The sequence below is a fragment of the Bradyrhizobium sp. UFLA03-84 genome, from assembly GCF_002289535.1.
Lineage (GTDB): Bacteria > Pseudomonadota > Alphaproteobacteria > Rhizobiales > Xanthobacteraceae > Bradyrhizobium > Bradyrhizobium viridifuturi.
This window is the reverse complement of record NZ_NSJY01000014.1, coordinates 381,274-397,547: the sequence shown is the minus strand read 5'-3', so window position 1 is coordinate 397,547 and position 16,274 is coordinate 381,274. Positions and strand designations below refer to the sequence as shown.

The 16,274-nt window shown below is 64.5% G+C and carries 14 protein-coding genes; 5 read left to right on the top strand and 9 right to left on the bottom strand.

Translation table 11 applies throughout. The annotated features are described in order from the left end of the window. The first annotated feature begins 221 nt into the window (after positions 1 to 221). The 3 genes from CK489_RS23490 (at position 222) to CK489_RS23480 (ending at position 3,613) form a co-directional block, all read left to right on the top strand. On the top strand, positions 222 to 1,484 hold the full coding sequence (locus CK489_RS23490; RefSeq protein WP_095733976.1) for a Tm-1-like ATP-binding domain-containing protein: 1,263 nt from the start codon (positions 222 to 224) through the stop codon (positions 1,482 to 1,484). Then, positions 1,481 to 2,146, top strand: a complete 666-nt coding sequence (locus tag CK489_RS23485; protein WP_095733975.1) for an HAD family hydrolase — start codon at positions 1,481 to 1,483, stop codon at positions 2,144 to 2,146. The genes CK489_RS23490 and CK489_RS23485 overlap by 4 nt, the downstream gene beginning before the upstream one ends. 114 nt (positions 2,147 to 2,260) lie before the next feature. Beyond that, positions 2,261 to 3,613, top strand: coding sequence for an aminotransferase class III-fold pyridoxal phosphate-dependent enzyme (locus CK489_RS23480; protein WP_095733974.1), 1,353 nt, complete (start codon positions 2,261 to 2,263; stop codon positions 3,611 to 3,613). Here the strand turns inward: CK489_RS23480 and CK489_RS23475 are convergent. Then, complete coding sequence (locus tag CK489_RS23475; RefSeq protein ID WP_095733973.1) at positions 3,599 to 3,925, bottom strand: hypothetical protein; 327 nt, start codon at positions 3,923 to 3,925, stop codon at positions 3,599 to 3,601. The genes CK489_RS23480 and CK489_RS23475 overlap by 15 nt on opposite strands. 442 nt (positions 3,926 to 4,367) lie before the next feature. On the opposite strand from CK489_RS23475, the gene CK489_RS23470 reads away from it, so the two are divergent. Both CK489_RS23470 and CK489_RS23465 read left to right on the top strand, forming a co-directional pair. Next, positions 4,368 to 5,780 (top strand): glycoside hydrolase family 71/99 protein, encoded by a 1,413-nt coding sequence (locus tag CK489_RS23470; protein ID WP_143278207.1) that lies wholly within the window; start codon positions 4,368 to 4,370, stop codon positions 5,778 to 5,780. A gap of 33 nt (positions 5,781 to 5,813) precedes the next feature. After that, complete coding sequence (locus CK489_RS23465; RefSeq protein ID WP_095733971.1) at positions 5,814 to 6,554, top strand: class I SAM-dependent methyltransferase; 741 nt, start codon at positions 5,814 to 5,816, stop codon at positions 6,552 to 6,554. Between the two features lie 87 nt (positions 6,555 to 6,641). Here the strand turns inward: CK489_RS23465 and CK489_RS23460 are convergent, their stop codons facing one another. The 8 genes from CK489_RS23460 to CK489_RS23425 all read right to left on the bottom strand — a co-directional run bounded on the left by CK489_RS23460 (position 6,642) and on the right by CK489_RS23425 (position 16,152). Continuing rightward, the gene (locus tag CK489_RS23460; RefSeq protein WP_094193902.1) at positions 6,642 to 8,648 is read right to left on the bottom strand and encodes a copper amine oxidase; all 2,007 of its coding nucleotides are present in this window, start codon (positions 8,646 to 8,648) and stop codon (positions 6,642 to 6,644) included. Between the two features lie 65 nt (positions 8,649 to 8,713). Next, entirely contained in the window at positions 8,714 to 9,733 is a 1,020-nt protein-coding gene (locus tag CK489_RS23455) for a branched-chain amino acid ABC transporter permease (RefSeq protein ID WP_244486094.1), read from the bottom strand. Positions 9,734 to 9,738: 5 nt separating this feature from the next. Continuing rightward, complete coding sequence (locus CK489_RS23450) at positions 9,739 to 10,605, bottom strand: branched-chain amino acid ABC transporter permease (protein ID WP_095733970.1); 867 nt, start codon at positions 10,603 to 10,605, stop codon at positions 9,739 to 9,741. A gap of 18 nt (positions 10,606 to 10,623) precedes the next feature. Then, positions 10,624 to 11,322: an ABC transporter ATP-binding protein gene (locus tag CK489_RS23445; protein WP_095733969.1), complete on the bottom strand. Its 699-nt coding sequence runs from the start codon at positions 11,320 to 11,322 to the stop codon at positions 10,624 to 10,626. Further along, positions 11,309 to 12,040: an ABC transporter ATP-binding protein gene (locus CK489_RS23440; protein ID WP_095733968.1), complete on the bottom strand. Its 732-nt coding sequence runs from the start codon at positions 12,038 to 12,040 to the stop codon at positions 11,309 to 11,311. Before CK489_RS23440 ends, CK489_RS23445 begins: the two co-directional genes overlap by 14 nt. A gap of 1 nt (position 12,041) precedes the next feature. Further along, positions 12,042 to 13,355 carry an ABC transporter substrate-binding protein gene (locus CK489_RS23435; RefSeq protein ID WP_245350487.1) on the bottom strand — a complete coding sequence of 438 codons (1,314 nt, stop codon included), beginning with the start codon at positions 13,353 to 13,355 and terminating at the stop codon, positions 12,042 to 12,044. Positions 13,356 to 13,396: 41 nt separating this feature from the next. Then, positions 13,397 to 14,488: a CobW family GTP-binding protein gene (locus CK489_RS23430; protein WP_245350486.1), complete on the bottom strand. Its 1,092-nt coding sequence runs from the start codon at positions 14,486 to 14,488 to the stop codon at positions 13,397 to 13,399. Then, the gene (locus CK489_RS23425) at positions 14,485 to 16,152 is read right to left on the bottom strand and encodes an amidohydrolase (RefSeq protein WP_095733967.1); all 1,668 of its coding nucleotides are present in this window, start codon (positions 16,150 to 16,152) and stop codon (positions 14,485 to 14,487) included. Before CK489_RS23425 ends, CK489_RS23430 begins: the two co-directional genes overlap by 4 nt. Positions 16,153 to 16,274: the final 122 nt, after the last annotated feature.

The window sequence follows — 16,274 nt, the reverse complement described above, 5'->3', positions numbered from 1 at the left end:
CGAGATCAGTGTGACGGTGACGAAAGCGGCTCGCGATCGGGATCGCTGGCATGACGCAATCCTCGCCAAATCAAGGCTTTGGCAGCAATCAACCGATAGGTGGATGTCACCGCGGCCACTCCCCTCATAGCGTGATCGCACGATGGCCGAACGCTCCGCACGCTCGGTGCAAATCAGTCGCCCACGATCATCCACGCCTGCCGGCGAGCACCGACAAGGTCATGTCCGAGATCACGCAGCCCCGCATTCTTCTGATCGGCACTGGCGACACCAAGGCCGACGAACTGCTGTTCATGAGCGAGTGCATCGCGCGCGCCGGCGGCAGAACGGTCATGATGGACATCAGCGTGCTCGGCGATCCGCCGTACCAGCCCGCACATGACAAGCACGCGGTGGCTGCTGCCGCGCAGACCACCATCGACGCCATCGCATCGAGCGGCGACGAAAACTCCGCGATGTCGCTGATGGCGGTTGGCGCCGCCAATCTTGCGCGCGAGCTCGCGGCGCGCGAGGCCATCGACGGCGTAATCGCGATCGGCGGCACGATGGGCACCGACCTCGCGCTCGACGTCGCGCAGGCGCTGCCGCTCGGCCTGCCGAAGTTGATCGTCTCGACGGTTGCGTTCTCGCATCTGATCCCGCCCGAGCGCGTCGCCGCCGACCTGATGATGATCCTGTGGGCCGGTGGCCTCTATGGCCTCAACGGCACCTGCACCGCGGTGCTGTCGCAGGCCTGCGGCGCGATCGTCGGCGCGGCCAGGAGTGCGATCAAGCCGCGCAAGGACCGGCCGGTGGTTGCGATCACCTCGCTCGGCAAGAGCTGCCTGCGCTACATGGTCGAGCTCAAGCCGCAGCTCGAGCGGCGCGGCTACGAGGTGGTCGTCTTCCACACCACCGGCATGGGTGGCCGCGCGATGGAGTCGATCGCGGCCCAAGGCGGTTTCGCCGCCGTGCTGGACCTCAGCCTGCAGGAAGTCGCCAACCAGCTTACCGGCTCGGTGGTCAATTCCGGCGCCGATAGGCTGGAGAACGCGGGCAGAGCCGGCATTCCGCAGATCGTCGCCCCCGGCGCGATCGACATGGTGGATTTCCCGGCGTGGCTGCCGGTTCCGGACGAATTGTCGGATCGTCCGTTCCACGCGCATAACCGGCTGCTTGCCTCGGCGACGTCGCGACCGGTCGAGCGCCGCAGGATCGCGAAGGGGATTGCGGAGAAACTGTCCCACGCCAACGCACCGGTCGCCTTCGTGCTGCCCGCCGGCGGCATCCAGCAATGGGACCGCGAAGGCGAGGCCCTGCACGACCCTGACGCCCTCGCCGCCTTTGTCGACGCCATGCGGTCGGCGATCCAGCCACCGGTCGAACTGCACGAGATCAAGGACCACATCAACAGCACGGCATTCAATGAAACCGTGCTCGGCATCTTCGACCGCTGGGTTGCCGCCGGCATTGTCCGCCCCGGCCACTCGACGGCTGCCGCATGATGCGGCCGCACGCCCAGGCGCTGGTGCTCGATTTCGGCGGCGTGATCTCGAAGACCCTGTTCGAGACCCATGATTTGACCGAGCGCACGCTCGGTCTCGCACCCTGCACGCTGAAATGGCTTGGACCGTTCGCCCCCGACAGCGATCCGCTGTGGACGTCGATGCAGCGCGGCGAGATTTCCGAACGCGACTACTGGCTGACCCGCAGCCGCGAGGTCGGCCGGATGCTCGGCGAGGACTGGCGCGACATGGAGACCTTCGTGAAGCGCGCACGCGGCGCCGACCCTGATACCGTGATCCGGCCCGAGGCGACGCGCGCGATCAATCTCGCCGCTGACGCCGGGGTCCGGCTCGCGATCCTCTCGAACGAGCTCGACCTGTTCTACGGTGCCGATTTCCGCACCCGGCTTTCGATCCTGAAGCGCTTCGATACCATCGTCGACGCGACCCATACCGGGATCCTGAAACCAGACCCGCGCGCCTATCAAAGCGTGCTGGACGAACTGGCGCTGGAGGCAGACAATTGCGTCTTCGTCGACGACCAGCGCCGCAACATCGCGGGCGCCGTTGCGTGCGACATGCGCACGGTGCTGTTTGATGTGCGCAACCCGGCCGCGTCCTACGGCGAGGCGCTGCGGCACTTCGGGCTGCAGTTCGAGTAAAGCGTTTTCGAGCGAAGTGGGTACCGGTTCGCGTGAAGAAAACGCGTCAAAATGAGAATCTGGAGCCTCCGTTCCATCGGGACGGAAAGGCCCCTAGCCGGACAGAGAGCAATCATGCGCGACAGAAACTTCCTGGTTGAGAACAACGCCAAGCCGATCTGGCACCCGATGGCCCACCCCGCCGAGATGCGGGCGCAGCCGCCGCGGATCGTGATGAAGGGCGAAGGCGTTCATGTCACCGACATCGACGGCAAGACGGTGATCGACGCGGTCGGCGGGTTGTGGAACGTCAACCTCGGCTACAGCTGCGATCCGATCAAGCAGGCGATCACAGAGCAGCTCAGCGCGCTGCCGTATTACTCGGGCTTCCGCGGCACCTCATCCGGTCCCTCGATCGAGTTGGCCTACGAGCTCACCGAATGGTTCAAGCAGGAAGGCATGGTGCGCGCCTTCTTCACCTCAGGTGGATCGGACTCGGTCGAGACCGCGCTGCGGCTTTCCCGGCAATACTGGAAGATCAAGGGCCAGGCCGACCGCACCAAATTCCTGGCCCTGAAGAAGGGCTATCACGGCACCCATTTCGGCGGCGCGTCGGTCAACGGCAACGCCAATTTCCGCCGCAACTATGAGCCGATGCTTCCCGGCGTATTCCACATCCCGGCGCCGTCGACCTATCGCAACCCCTTCAACGAGACCGATCCTGCAAGACTCGCGCAGCTCTGCGCGGCAGCAATGGAGGAGGAGATCGCATTTCAGAGCGCCGACACCATCGCGGCCTTCATCATGGAGCCGGTGCTGGGAGCCGGCGGCGTGATCGTACCGCCGGACAGTTTCATGAAGCTCGTGCGCGAGATCTGCGACCGTCACGGTATCCTGATGATCGCGGACGAGGTCGTCACCGGGTTCGGCCGCACCGGCGCATGGTCGGGCTCGCGGCTGTGGGGCGTGAAGCCCGACATGATGACGATGGCGAAGGCGATCACCTCGGGCTATTTCCCGCTCGGCGCGACGCTGATCGGCGAAGCCGTTGCGGAAGCCTTCGAGTCTGATGCGACGACGTTCGGTTCGATCGGCCATGGCTATACCTATTCGGGCCATCCGGTCGGCTGCGCTGCAGGTATCGCGGCGCTCGCCGAGACCCGCCGCCTCAAGCTCGACGAGAATGCCGCCGCGCGCGGCAACGACCTTGCGCAGGCGTTGGCCGCGCTCAAGGCGAAGCATGCGCTGGTCGGCGACGTCAGGGGCAAGGGCCTGATGGCCGCGCTTGAGCTGGTCGCCGATCGCGACAGCAAGAAGCCCGCGGACAAGAAGACCATGGCGAAGGTTGCGGATGCCGCCTATGAGGCCGGCGTGATGCTGCGCGTCTCCGGCAACAACCTGATCCTGTCCCCGCCCCTCATCCTCACCTCGCTGGACGTCAAGGCGATCGCCGAAGGAATCGACGCCGGCCTCTCAGCGGCCGGCTGATGACAATGTGCTGACGCAGGCCATGGCGCGCTCGAACGGCGCGCCATCGGCTTTGTCGCGGTCGAGGCAGTCGGCCAGCGAGGCCGCCGACATCCTCTGATCAGTGCAGAAGATCCGCATGAAGTCGGCCGCGAGCGCAACCTTGCCCGGAGAGGACTGCCGCTCCCAGTCGTCGCTGCTCAGATAGAGCAAGGACGCAGTGTCCGTACCGCCTTCAGCCGAAGCTGGCACACCGCGCGCTGCCTGCCCGATCGCCAACGACAGCAGCAGCACGCGGGCCGTTGTACCGATGCAATGCACGCGACCGCGCATTTGATGCCCTGGCATTCGCCGTCGAGGTTGACGGCGCTGCAACGCTGAAGCTTCCGCGTAACCGTGTCAACTGGCGATCAAGCTCGACCTGGCATCGACGCCCAATTCTGTCCCTTTGCGTAAGTCTTATCTTGACGGCAGCGGAGAGATTCAGCGAACGGCGCGCGAGGCGCGTCAAGTTCCACTGATCGCGCTCCGGCGGCTGTCGCATGCCCTGATCATTGACAACGGGAGTTCCATTTCAAGGTGAGATGTATCGCTTGCATGATACTTGCAAGCGAGAATCCGGCCCGACGGAACATAACCTTAGGTTGCAATGTCACGCCGAAGTCACGCCACATGCAGAACATGACGATTGCAACCTGCCGCCACATAAGCGCCCTCAGTTGCTCCTTGAATGGATGCGAACCGCATGATTGTGGCTTGGGACTAAGGGACAGCGATGATGCCGATAGCCGTACAACGGTTGACACGACTATTTATTGTGCTTGCGACGGCGCTCTTCTCGTTCCCTGTCACGGCTCAGGTGAGCAAAGGCAATCCGTCCACCGCAGTGTCAGCGTCATCAGCCAAGGTCACGCTGGGTGCTATCAGGTGGGACAACTGGAGTCTCGACAGTCCCTATGGACAGGTCCTGGCCGACCCCGGATTGCGGGAGCGCGCGCCATATTACACGGAGCGTCTGCCGAACGGGCAATTGGGCTTTCCCGGAAACACCGAACGGGCGCTCAATGCGGACGTCCATTATGCGAAGTCCGCAGGCCTGGATTACTTCATCTTCGGCTACTACCTGGAGAGTTCCGCCTGGGGACGCGATCCAAAGCGTGCCGTGGCGCTCAATCGCGCCATGGAGAATTTCGTTCGCCTGCCCAACAAGCTCGGCGTCAAATACGCGCTGAATTTCAACCTGTCATTTCCTTCCCGCGACGTGCCGATGGTCAGCGATGCGATCAGCAAGGCCGTGCGCGGGCCCGACTACATGCGGACGAACGACGGCTCTGCGCCGGTGTTCTTCCTCGTGAATTCCATGACTCCATGGCTGAAGGGCCTCGGTGGCGAGGACAGCGCAAAGGCAGCCCTCAAAGACATCAAGGATCGCGTCAAGGCCGCGACGGGCCAAAATCTCTATCTGGTCGCCTTGCTCTTCAACTTGCCAGAAACAGGACCCGTCGCTCACAGGATCGGATTTGATGCGACCAGCACATATGCCACCGCCCTTGGGTCGAATGGAAAGTCCCTGCCCTATGCGAGTTGCGCCGCCCTCGCGCAGAGCGCATGGCGCGCGGAAACCAAGGGTGGCATGGGAGGCTTCCTGCCAACCGTTACGCTCGGGTGGGATTACCGTCCGGCGTTGCGCGATCCGCAGGAAATGAAAACGCGCAAGCCGAATCCTGATTGGTGTCAGCCTGCCACCGATGAGGAATGGACGCGGCAGATCCGCGGTGCGATCAGCGAGGCGTCCAGCAATCCGCGCAACGGTCGCTTCCAGAGCGTCGTGATTTATGCCTGGAACGAAAGTTCGGAAGGTGGCTGGATTCAGCCGACGTTGTCAGAAGGCGTACGACGGCTCAAGGTGATAGCCAGTGCGACGGGGCGGCATCCGGCAATTCCGCCCTTCAAGCTCGCATGGCCGACCCGGATTGACCCGAAGGCCTGCGCCGTTGGTTCGTCATCCATCTCAACTACAACGGCAAGCGCCGGATGCAAATCGGCCGATGACTCGATGACGACTGCCTGGCCATGTCCGCCGGGCATGCAGGTTGCCAGCGAAGAATTGCGCGAAGGGCCTTCAGAAGAAGGCGAGAAAACGCCGCTCATCTGGCGAGAGAGGCTCTGCTCACCGCAGGGCAAATGACAACGACGATCCTAATAGCGACAGGGGGTTCCAATGGATGAAGTCTGGAGTGATGAGAACAACTTCGTGATCAACAACATGAAGTTCAATCTAATTAGACAGAACTTCAACGATGCCAGGACGACGAAAGATACCGTAGCGATCATCAAGAACCGCGGGATGATCGATCGGTACAAGAGCCTCATTCGCGAGAACGGCGTAACCAACATCCTGGAATTTGGCATCTTCGAAGGCGGCTCGGCTTTGCTGCTTGCCGCAATCGAGGAACGCATCAAGTTCGTCGGCATCGACATCAGACCTGCGAGCCCGGCGGTCCTCGGCCTGATACGAGACCACGGTCTGACGGACCGCGTAAAGCTTTACTACAATACGTCGCAAGGCGACACCGCCCGTGTCCAGGAGATCATCAGGAAGGAATTCCCCGGACAACGGATCGATATGATCATCGACGACGCCTCTCATCAATACGAGCTCTCCAAAGCAAGCTTTGAGGCGTCATTCCACTATCTCAAGAGCGAGGGTCTCTATCTGATCGAGGATTGGGCCTGGGCTCATTGGGAGGAGCCGTATCAGACGCAGCTATGGACTGACATGCCGGCGCTCACCAACCTGATTTTCGAGCTCGTCATGCTCTGCGGCAGCCGGCCGGACATCATATCGGAGATGAGCGTTCAAAAGGCGATCGCGATTTTTCGCAAAGGCAGCCAGGAAGTCGGCAACTTCAGCCTGTCAAAGCTCTACCGTCATCGCAACAGATGGACCCCCGCGCTTTAGAGATCGCGTCTCGCACGCATCTCACGTGCACCCGACCTTGATGATCCTTCAAAGGGATCGCCAAGGCGGGCAACGCGCGGGCCCTCGTCATTTCGTTTCCCTGGCCGTGGTGACGGGCGGCACGTCGAGCGCCGGATTGCGGTCGAAGAAATTGAACGGACGCAGCCGGAAGCCATGCCACAGGCCGGGCATCACGGGCCAATCCTCGGCGCGCGGCACGTGGCGGAAGCCGACGGTGTACCACAGCACAAGGTCGCGATCCTCGATCGGCCGCTTCGCTGCGGTCCATTTCGGCAGGCCATCGACGTCAGGGTTTTCGTTCGGATACGTGCCGGCGGCGTAGCGCTCGTCCTTGGCGTAGGCCGAGGTCCACAGCGTGTAGGCGCTGAAGCCGGCGCGCAACTGGATCGGATCGTCCTTGGCGAGCAGCGAGACGTCGGAATGGCCGGGCATCAGCTGATAGCTGGTGCGGTAGCCCTGTTTGTTGGTCTTGCCCGTGCTCTCGATCCGAAACTGCGCCGCGCCCAGCGGCGTCGTCACCGGGCCCTCGGTCGCGACCGGCTTGGTGTCGACCTGCCACAAGCTCTTGCGCTGGCCCTGCTCCAGCCGCCGGACGCTGAAGCGATCCTCGACCAGCCGGTTCGCGGTGCCGTCGACGTCCATGTCGATTCGGAATGTCATGTAGTGATCGTGATTGACCGCCAGCAGCCGCTCGTCGACCAGCGTTCCATAAGCGGTATCCTGCGCGGCGGTGGGGTCGCTCAAATTCCGGCTTGCCACCCCTTTGGTCGCATCGATGCCGTAGGCGCCGAGCCGCACATCGATGTTGCCGGCGCGGTCGAACACATAGTCGACCAGATAGTCGTAATTGCCGACCACCGGCGCCATCCGCACCACGAGCTCGTTGTTCGGCCTCACCTCGGCAGTGTTGTTGATCAGCTCGCTGTGCCGCCAGATCGGATCGCCGGTCGGCCGCTCGAAGATGCAGACCGCGCCCTTGGAGACGACCGGATTGCCCTTGGTGTCCGAGATGGTCAGATCGAGATAATGCGCACCTTCGGGACAATCGATGCCGCGCTGCAATTCGCTGGAGAGCACGCCGAAGCCATACTCGCCGATATCCATGTAGGCGCGGAACGACCAGGTCGGCGCCGGATCCATATAGGGCACGAACATCTCGCTCGCCGACATCTGGTAGGCGATGTCGCGGAACGTGCCGTGGTCATCGTAGCGGATCAGCGACAGCACCGCGCCGACACGCGGCTCGAGGCGGACGTGGAACGACCAATTGTCCCAGCGGACCTGGCCGCCCTCCACCTTCACATTGCTGCCCTCAGGCGCGGTGATTTCGATCGGCTTCGGCGGCTTGCGGTATTTTCCGGAGTCGGCATAGGCGTGCGACGGCGACTGCGCCGGGGGCGGCACCACACCGAGATCGGTCACCGACAGCACCGTCCGGCTCTTGAGATCGACCTGGGCCACCAAATTCTCGATCGGCTTGCCCCAGAGATTGTTGCCAGCGCCCGTGGTGTCGACGCAGGGAACGTTGAGCAGGCGGCGGCCTTTCAGCGCCGGGTCGCTCACCGGCCCGACGGTCAGCGGCAGGCACAGCACGTTCTTGAAGTCGGTGATGCCGCGCTTGGCCATCGCGGCGATCCAGCGCGGGTCCTGCTTCGGCAGATCGCCGGCGGACATCAATTCGTCGATGGTCAGCGCGGCCTCGTGATCGCTGACCTCGTCCCAGCCGACGAGACTGCGCGCGGCGAGGTCGACATGCGCCTCGTAGAGATGCCCGCCGCTCAGCAGGGTCGCGTGCGCCCGGCGTACGAAGGGCTGTCCGGGCTTCCACGCCCGCACCTCGTCCTTGGGGTCCTCCTCGACCGTCATCGAGACGACGCGCGCCGCATCGTCGAGCTTGCCGGCGCTGCGGAGGATTTCGGAGACCGAACGGATCTCATCCGTCGTCAGCCCATCCATCGGGTGCGTCGCGGCCGCCTGCGGCCACATCCTCCGCTCGGCCTGTGCCGGCGTCGCCAGTGTCGCTGCGACCAGGCCTGCCAATGCCCATCCGCCATGCCGCGATATCAGAGCCATCACGCCCTCCACTCAAAACCAGAACGGTCAGAATACAAGCTATGGTGACGGCGTGAAGCCCTGCCTCATCCGGTAACCCGTTCCGACACACCCGGCGGGATGGTCGCGGTGGCCGGGCGCGGCGCGGCGCGATGGACATCGAGCAGCCGCACGCCGAGCCGATCTCGCAAGGCCGGCCAGATGCCGCGCGGCGCCACGATCATCACGACCACGGCGAGGATGCCGAGCCCAACCAGATACCAGCCGCCGGACAGGCCGAGCGGGCCGGTCATCAATTCGCGCAGGCCGAAGAAGATGATGACGCCCAGAATCGGACCTTCGAGCGTGCCGATGCCGCCGATGATCACGATGAACATCATGTAGACCGACCAGTTGACGTCGAACGCCGCCAGCGGCGCGATGAACAGGTTGCCCATGAAGCTGAGCGCACCGGCCAGCCCGCATCCCGCCGCCGACAGCACAAAGGCGATGAAGCGGTTGTGGCGGACGTCGACGCCGACGCTCATCGCGGCAAGATCGTTGTCGCGGACACTCATCAGCCCGAGCCCGAAGCTCGAGGTCATCATCTTGTACAACGCGGCGATGGTGACAAGCGTCAGGCCGCCCGCGAGCCAGAACATCGTCGGCTCGAACCAATCGAAATCGATCAGCTTGCTGGTCGCGAGCGGCACGCCCGAGGTGCCGCCGACCGCCTGCGATTTCATCGTGAAGGCGCCGATGATCTCGGCAAACACCCACATCGCGATCGAAAAATAGGCATCGCGCAACCTGAACAGCGGAAACGCGATGATCGCGGCGACGGCCGCGGCCACCAGCGGCGCCACCGGCAGCACCCAGATCGGGGTCACCTCGAGCCAGCCCGAGGTCAGAAACAGCGCGTAGGCGCCGAAGGCGATGAACACCTGGTGGCCGAGCGAGACCAGCCCGGCATACCCGGCCAGCAGATTCCACATCTGTGCCATCGTCAGCAGCAGCAGGCACTCGGTCGCGAGCCGCAGGAAGCCTTCGTTCAGCACGAAGGGCGCACCGGCGATCACAGCGATGAGCACGATGCAGCAGGCCAGGAGAAGTGTCCGTGTCGGCATCGGCTTCACACCCTGCTCGACACAAGACCCGACGGGCGGATCAACAGCATGATGAAGAACAACAGATGCGCATAGAGCAGCCCGGCATTCGGATCCATCTTCAGCCCGATCAACTGCGCCATGCCGAGCGCGATGCCGCCGAGCAGCGCGCCCCAGAACGAGCCGAGCCCGCCGAGCACCACGACCTCGAAGGCGATCAGGAGCCGCTCGGCGCCCGAGAACGGCGTGAAGCTCGAGCGCACCGCGAGCAGGACGCCGCCGATCGCGCCGAGTGCGAGCGACAGGCCCATGACATAGTTATAGACCCGGTCCGGCTTGACCCCGGACAGCCGGACGATGTCGCGGCGGTCGGCGGTGGCGCGCACGATGCGGCCGAATTCGGTGTGGCGCAGCACGAGTTGCAGCGCCATGAACAGAAGTGCCGCGAGCACAAGCGTCAGCAACGGCATGATTCCGATGTTGAGGCCGGCAATCTCGAGGCTGGCGCGCGAGAGCTCGCCGACCTGCAGGCTGCGCACGTCGGCGCCGAACACCTCGACCATCACGTTGCGCAGGATCACCGAGACGCCGAAGGTCAGCAGCAATGGCGACAGCGGATCGGGCGACGTCACCACCCGGTTGACGATGACAGCCTGGTACAGCCATCCGACCGCAAAGGACAGCGCGATCACCGGGATCAGCATCAGCAATGGCGGCACCTGCGGAAACAGGCTGGAGAGCAGCACGGCGCAGAACGCGCTCAGCACCATGAATTCGCCATGCGCGATGTTGACGACTCGCATTACGCCGAACACCAGCGCGAGCCCGATGCCGAGCAGTGCATACAGCCCGCCCAGCAAGGCTCCGTTGATCAATGTCTCAACCCAGATCATGTTCGTTGCCAACCCTGGCTAGTTTCCGAAATAGGCGTGCGTCAGCTGCTCCGGCTGCAACCCCTGCGCAGGGCCGGTCAGCGACACCCGCCCCTTCAACAGGCAATAGATCCGCTCGGAGGTCGCAAGCGCGCGCTTGACGTCCTGCTCGACCAGCACCACCGCGGTGCCCTCGCGGCGGATGTCGGCAAACGAGCGATAGATCTGCTCGACCACGACGGGCGCGAGCCCGAGCGAAATCTCGTCGCACAGCAGGAGGCGCGGGTTCGACATCAGTGCGCGGCCGATCGCTGCCATCTGCTGCTGGCCGCCGGAGAGCTGACCGGGAAACATCCGCCGCCGCTCTTCCAGGATCGGGAACAGGTCGAACACCCGCCGCAGGGTCCAGCTGCCCTTGCGCCGGTTCACCGTGCCCATCAAGAGGTTCTCCTCGACGGTCAGCGAGTCGAACAGCAGGCGTCCCTCAGGCACCATGATCAGCCCGAGCCGCGACACCTGCTCGGCCGGCATCTGCGAGATGTCGATGCCGTCGAAAAGTACCGCCCCGCGCCGCTCCTCGTTGAGCCCGACCAGCGCCTTCAGGAAGGTGGACTTGCCGGCGCCGTTGGCGCCGACCAGCGCCACCGCCTCGCCGTCCGCCACGGTGAAGTTCATGTCGAACACGGCCTGGAGATCGCCGTAGAAGATCTCGAGGCCGTTCACATCAAGCAACGCCATCGGCCTTCAATCCCATGTAGATCTCGCGCACCACGGCGCTGTCCATCACCTCGGCCGGCGGCCCTTCAAGCACCTTGCGGCCGAAATCGAGCACCAGGATGCGATCCGACACCGCACGCAGCGCATGCGGAATGTGCTCGATCCAGATCATGGCGTGATCGGCCTTGACCGACTTGATGATCGCGACCAGCCGCTCGACCTCGGGCTCGGTCAGCCCGGCGGCGATTTCGTCGAGCAGGATCAGCTTCGGCTTCGAGGCCAGCGCCTTGGCGAATTCCAGCCGCTTGCGGTCGATCAGCGGCAAGGCGCCGGCGAGCTTGTCGGCCTTGGCCTCGAGCCCGGTCCGCTGCAACACCTCCATCGTCCAGCTCGATGCCGCCTCGCCATAGAGGCCCGCGCCGTAGGACGCGGCGACCAGCGCGTTCTCGTAGACCGACAGATGCGGGAACGGCTGCGGGATCTGGAACGCGCGCCCGAGCCCCATTCGTGCCCGTTGGTGCGGCGGCAGCCCCGTTATGTCCTTGTCGTCGAGCATGATCGAACCGCCGTCGGCCGTGAGCAGGCCGACGATCAGGTTCAACAGCGAGCTCTTGCCGGCGCCGTTCGGGCCGATCACGCCGAGGCATTCGCCGCGCGCCAGCTCGAAGCTGACGGCGTCGGCGACCACGATCTCGCCAAAGCGTTTCGACAGCCCACTGACGCGCAGAAGCGGTGCCATCTCAGGCGAGCTTCGATAGCAGCTGGAGATCGGCCTGCTTCGGGATGAACGGGGCGGTGCCGTTGTGCACGATCAGGAGCTCGTATTTCGACTTGCCGCCCTTGGACTTGCGCCACTGCCCGCCCGACAGCGAGGTCACCGCGACGTTCTTGATCGGGCTGTCCTTGAACTTGACCCGGCCGACCACGGTCTCCATGTCGAGCCCGGCAATCGCATCGCGCAGCGAGTTCTTGTCCTTGGGATCGCTGTTCTGCAACGCCGCGAGTCCGACCTCCCACAGCGCGTGGGCATAGCCGATCGGCTGGGTCCACTGCTTGCCGGTGGTCTTCTCCCACTCGGCAGCAAGTTCGGCAGCGCTCTGCCCGGTCAGCGACGACTTGAACGGATAGGCCGGCGTCCACCACACCTCGGTCGACATGCCGTCGCCGCGATCGCCGAGCGCGTTCACCGCGGCCGGGAACAGGAAGGCCGCCGCCACCGTGCAGATCTGCGGCTTGAAGCCGGCCTGCGCGGCCTGGTTCCACAGCGTCACCCAGTGATTGCTGAAGGTGAAGCCGGAGACGATATCGACACCGTTGCTCTTGAACAGCGCGATCTGGTTGGTGAAGTCGTCGGTCGCGATCTGGAATTTGCCGGCCGAGAATTCCTGATAGCCGGCCCCCGAGATACCCGCCGGCAGCCCGAGCTTCGGATCGGAGAATGCCTGGCCCGGCGGATTGTCGATGTAGAGCGTGCCGACCTTCTTGTTGGTCTCGACCGACTGCCACATGCCGAGGAAGTTCCTGGCGACGTCGTCGGCGCCCCAGAAGAAGTGATAGCTGTAGGGAAAGCCCTTGTCCGGCGTCGACTTGCGCGGGAACATCCAGCCCTGCCACGGCACCTGGGTCGAGATCGTCGGAATGCCGCGGGCGTCGGCGAGCTCCTGCACCGGCGGCTGGGCGTCGCCGTCCTCGATCAGGATCAGGTCGCACTTTTCACGCAGCACCAGTTCACTCGCGATCACCGACGACCGGTTCGGATCGGATTGATTGTCCTTGAACACCAGCTCGACCTGATAGGTCTTGCCGCCGATCTTCAGGCCGTCTTTCAGACGCGCCTTGATGCGCTCGTGAATCCAGGGATCGGGCTCGGCGAACTGCGCGCGGACGCCGGAGAGGCACCCGACCCAGCCGATCTTGATGGTGTTGCCGGCGGCGCGCGCGATGTTCACCAGCGGCACGTTCATCGCCGATGCGAGTCCCGTGGCGCCGGCCGCCTTCAGCAGCGTGCGCCGGTCGAGCCGGCCGGACGCTGTCGTCTTTGAATTCTCAGTCATGTCCCTCTCCCCTGAAACAATTGTCTGAACTACGTCTCGCCTCAAGCCGCAGATCGTTGAATCGCCGCACGGCTCACCGCGGCAAACTTGCACAAGGTGTTTTCGATGATTTGGCGCGGGATGCCGCGCACGATGAAGACGAGCCGCGAGCGCCGATCCGCCGACGGCCAGCCGGCGAGCGTGATCGGCGGATGGAAGACATGCTGCACGCCATGCACCACCATGGGCGCATCCGGCTGCTCGGCGACATGCACGATCGCCTTGAAGCGCAGCAGATCCTCGCCTTTCAGCGCCGCGACATAATCGAGCCAGCGCGCGAACGCCTCGCGCTGGATCGGCTCGTCGATGATCAGGCTGTAGGAGGACACGCCGGCATCATGCGTGTGATGGCTGTGATGACCGCAATCTGCTCCATGGCAATCGTGATCGGCGTGTTGATGCGGCGCATTCGCCGCCTGCGCTGCCAGATCGAACCAGCGCACCACGTCGGCGGAACGGGCCGCCGGATCGAACAGCCCGGCATCGAGGACCTTCGCCGGCTCGACCATTCCATCACGGACCTGGTGGCGCACGGCGACCGGATTGATCGCCGCAAGTTGCGCGTCGAGCCGCGCCGGCGTGTCATCGGCGGCAAGATCCGTCTTGGTCACCAGCAGCCGGTCGGCGACCGCGATCTGCCTAACGGCCTCGCCATGCGTTGCCAGGGTGTGTACGCCGTTGACGGTGTCGACAGTCGCGACCACGCCGTCGATCCGGTAGCGACTGAGAATATCGGGCGCCGTCATCAGCGTGTGCAGCACCGGCACGGGATCGGCGAGCCCGGTGGTCTCGACCAGCACACGATGAAACGGCGGAATCGTGCCGGCGGCGCGACGCGCGGCGAGATCGGCCAGCGTCTCGATCAGATCCTCGCGCACCGAGCAGCAGATGCAGCCATTGTCGAGCAGCGCCAGCCGGTCCTCGCTGCTCTCGACCAGGAGATGGTCCAGCGGTACCTCGCCGAACTCGTTGATGATGGCGACGACGCCATTGAGCTCCTTCTGGCGCAGCAGATGGTTCAGCACCGTGGTCTTGCCGCTGCCGAGGAAGCCGGTCAGCACCGTGACCGGGATCTGATCCACAGCACTCATCATGCACTCCGCTCGTAGACCTTGCGGCCTTCGAAGAAGGTCATCTCGACCCGCGTGTCGGCCAGCTGGTCCGGCGGGATGTCGAAGATCATCTGGTCGAGCACGATCAGATCGGCCGACTTGCCCACCTCGATCGAGCCGATCGACTGGCCAAGGCCGGCCGCGCGCGCGGCATCGATGGTGTAGATGTCGATCACGGTCGCAAGGTCGAGCGCCTGCTCGGCCCACAGCGACTTGCCGGGAAAGTCCCCGGTCGGATTTTGCCGCGTCACCATGCCCTCGATCCCTTGCCAGGGATCGGGGATCGGGATGACAGGCCAGTCCGAGCCGCCGGCCATCAGCGCGCCGGCCTCCTTCAAATCCTTGTTCGGCCAGAAGCGCTGCGCACGCTCCTCGCCCATCGCGGCCTTGTGCGCCTCGAGGAAGATGGTCGGATACCAGATGATCGGCGACAGGTCGGCCGCGACGCCGAGCTCGGCGAAGCGCTTGATGTCATCGGGCGCGATGTAGCTCGCATGCGCGATCTGGTGCACCAGATGGGTCGGACCGTTGAAGCTGCGCACCACATCGATGGCGTCGAGCGCCTGCGTCACCGCGGCATCGCCGGCGCAATGGATCTTGGCGGCCAGGCCGAGCTTCTCGCAGCGCCCGAGCCAGCGGATCAGGTCCGGCACGGTCAGCATGGTGGCGCCGCGGAAGCAGCAGCCCCGCACGGGATCGGCGACATACGGCTCGTGGAACGCCGCCGTCTTGGCGCCCGGCACGCCGTCGAGGAACACCTTCACATAATCAGGCTTCACATGCGCGCCGCGATACTGTTCGCGCAGCGCAAACAGCTCCTCGCCGGCCTTGCCGAACATGAAGCCCGGCTCGACCACCGGCATCGCACAGACCGCCCAGGCCGTGAGTTCGCCGCGGTCGTCGAGCCCCTTCAGCGCCGCCATGATCGGCTGCATGCTGGCGGCGTCGATGAAGGCGGTGACGCCGTAGGTGTTCAGGACCGAAATCGAGCGCGCCACCGCCGCACGGTCCATCTCGGCCGTATAGTGACCGGAGGCTGCAAGCGCCCGCTCCACCAGGCCCGAGGCGGCCTCGATCATGATCCCGGTCAGCGTTCCGGTCTTGAGGTCGCGGCCGATCTCGCCGTCGGTCGGATCAGGTGTGTCGGCCTGCACGCCGGCAAGCCGCAGTGCCGCCGAGCTGGCCCAGCGATTGTGATAGGTGTCGTCGCGCAGCACGACGGGATGCCCGAGGGACGCCGCATCGAGCAGCGCGCAGGACTCCGCGGTATTCGTCTCGTTCAGCAGATTGTTGCCGAACTGCCCGCCGACGATCCAGGCGCCGGGCGCTGCCGCCGAGGCGGCCTTGTGCAGGGTCTCGGCAATCCTTGGAATGCTGTCGGCGTTGGAGAAGCGCAGCTCGTAGAGATCGGCCTGCCCGCCCATCATGATGTGGTTGTGGATGTCGACGATCCCCGGCATCGCCATCCGGCCGCCGAGATCGACGGTCGCCGTCCCCTCGCCGATCAGCGACGCGACGTCACGCTCCTCGCCGACCGCGATGAACCGGCCGGCCTTGACCGCCGCGCATGCCGCCCAGGGCTGCGCCCGGTTCGACGTGTAGATCCGGCCGTTGCGGAAGACCGTGTCGGCGAAAGTCCTGTTCATGCGGATCAACTTCTCGATTGGGAAAGCCTGGAGCGCTCACTGTGCGGTGCACAGCGGCCGAACCGCGCACGACGCAAGCGTGACGCCAAACGTTCGGCATGTCGGCATTTGGAACAATCCAC